The sequence below is a fragment of the Hansschlegelia beijingensis genome, assembly GCF_045505405.1.
Lineage (GTDB): Bacteria > Pseudomonadota > Alphaproteobacteria > Rhizobiales > Methylopilaceae > Methylopila > Methylopila beijingensis_A.
This window is the reverse complement of the sequence record NZ_JBJKEX010000454.1, coordinates 1-2,116: the sequence shown is the minus strand read 5'-3', so window position 1 is coordinate 2,116 and position 2,116 is coordinate 1. Positions and strand designations below refer to the sequence as shown.

Annotated in this window: 2 protein-coding genes; both read right to left on the bottom strand. The window is 71.3% G+C overall.

Going from position 1 to position 2,116, the window contains the following annotated elements; genetic code table 11:
- Positions 1–862 (bottom strand): alpha-D-ribose 1-methylphosphonate 5-triphosphate diphosphatase (locus ACIKT0_RS17480; RefSeq protein ID WP_407106622.1); only part of this gene is annotated, 862 nt, incomplete at its 3' end.
- A 27-nt stretch (positions 863–889) separates the two neighbouring features.
- Positions 890–2,116 (bottom strand): gamma-glutamyltransferase family protein (locus ACIKT0_RS17475; protein WP_407106621.1); only part of this gene is annotated, 1,227 nt, incomplete at its 5' end.

The following is a 2,116-nucleotide window of genomic DNA, read 5'->3' as shown; positions in this document are numbered from 1 at the left end:
CGCCCACCACCACGGCGCTTTCGGCCACGAAGAAACGGCCGTTGGCCGGGGTTCTGGGGCTCACGCCGCCGAGCGAATAAAGCGCCACCTCGAGGGTGGTCGGGAACTCCGAGATCACGCAGCCGGCCGCAGCCGCCTCGCGGACATGCTCGGCGGTGGTGTCGTCATGGCTCGCGAGCGGGATGCCCTGCTCGAGGAACAGCCTGACCGCATGAGGCCAGTTCGTGGCCGCGGCCGCCGCTCCGCGCTCCATGCGCCTGGCGAGCAGCGCGTCGGCGTCGGCGCCCTTGAGCCCCTCGCCGGCCATGAAGCGCTTGAGGGTCGCCACGTCGCGCCATTGCCGCTGGCCGGGCGTGTGGTCCATCAGGGAGGCGAGCGCCACCAGCGGCCGCGCGACGTGAGGCGCGACGTCCTCGGCGAAGTTGGGATCGCTCAGTTCGCACCGCAGATGCAGCCGGTGGTCGATGCGGAAGACGCCTTCGGCGACGCCGCGCTCCACCGCCGCGACCATGTCGGGAAAGATCTCCCGCCGGTAGTCGTTGTCGGCGTCGTAGCCGCCGGCGCAGACGGCGTCGCAGACGGTCGTGACGCCGGCGGCCGCCATCTGCACGTCATGGACCAGCGCCGCCGCGAGCGGATTCGGCCAGATGACGCCCGGGCGCGGCACGAAATGCTTCTCGAGATTGTCGGTGTGGACCTCGATCAAGCCCGGGGCGAGCAGGTCGCCTTCGAGATCAATGGCGCCGGGCGCGTGCGAGACCCCCTCGGAGACGTCCCGGATCACCCCGTCGGCGTGCATCAGCGTGCCCGCGACCACCCGATCCTCCAGGACCAGGCGCGCATTGGTGAGGATGGTCTCCATCAGGCCATCGTGCTCCCCGCCCCGCCGCTAGACGCCGAGCGCCCCGCCATCGGAGCGCGGATCGTGCGCGCCCTCGATGCGGCCTGCGGCGTCGCGCACGATCATGCCCGCGTGGCCGGCCTCGTCGCTGAAGCCGTCCTCGAAGGCCGAGAGTTCATGCCCCATGGCGGCGAGCCGGTCGATCGTCTCTCCGTCGAAGCGCGGCTCATATTTGAGCGAGGCGTCATATTCGCCCCAGGAGCGACCCAGGCGCACCCGCGGCGCCGCCAGCGCGTCCTCGATCGAGCGCTTCAGCCAGACATGGCGCGCGAAGGTCATGGCCTGGGTCTGCGGCTGTCCCTCGCCGCCCATCGTGCCGTAGGAGATCACCCGGCCGTCGTCCATCGCCGCGATCGGCGGATTCAGAGTGTGGAAGGGCTGGCGGCCCGGCGCCAGAGGATTGCTGTCCTGCGGATCGAGCGAGAAGGCCGCGCCGCGGTTCTGGATCAGCACGCCGGCGCCCGGCAGCACGCAGCCGGAGCCGTACTCCCAGAAGATGCTCTGGATGTAGCTGACCGCCCTGCCCTCGGCGTCGATCGCCCCCATCCACACCGTGTCGCCCTCGTCGAATTTCGGGGCGGGGAACGGCGCCGCGCGGCCAAGGTCGATGGCCGCGGCCTCCCGGTCGAGCCGCTCGGGGGCAAGGAAGCTCTGCGGATCGGCGGGAATCCGGTCGTAGTCGACGCAAACGTGATCGCGAATCCGGAAGGCGCGCTTCGTCGCCTCCACCAGCGCGTGCACGAAGCCGGCGCTGCCGTCTTCCGGCAGTTGGAGCCGGTCGAGCAGGCCGAGGATGATCAGCGAGGCGAGCCCTTGGGTCGGCGGGGGCGCGTTGTAGATGGTCCCGCCGCGCACCCGCATCTCGAGCGGCGGCAGCAGGCGCGCGCGGTGGGAGGCGAAATCCTCGCGGGACACGGGCGCGCCGATGCGGTCGAGATCGGCCGCCATCTCGCGCGCGACGTCGCCTTCGTAGAAATCCTGCAGCCCGGCGCGCGTCAGATGCTCGAGCGTGTCGGCGAGCTTCGCCTGCACGAGGATCTCGCCCTCAGCGAGCAGCTTGCCGTCGCGCATGAAGGTCTCGCGGAACCCCGGCGCCTCGATCAGATCCTCCCAGGCCTTGGGCACGGTGCGGCCCTGGCTGCGCGACACCGGCGCGCCTTCGCGGGCGAAGCGGATCGCGTCCCCGGTCAGCACGTCGAGCGGCAGCCGGCCGCC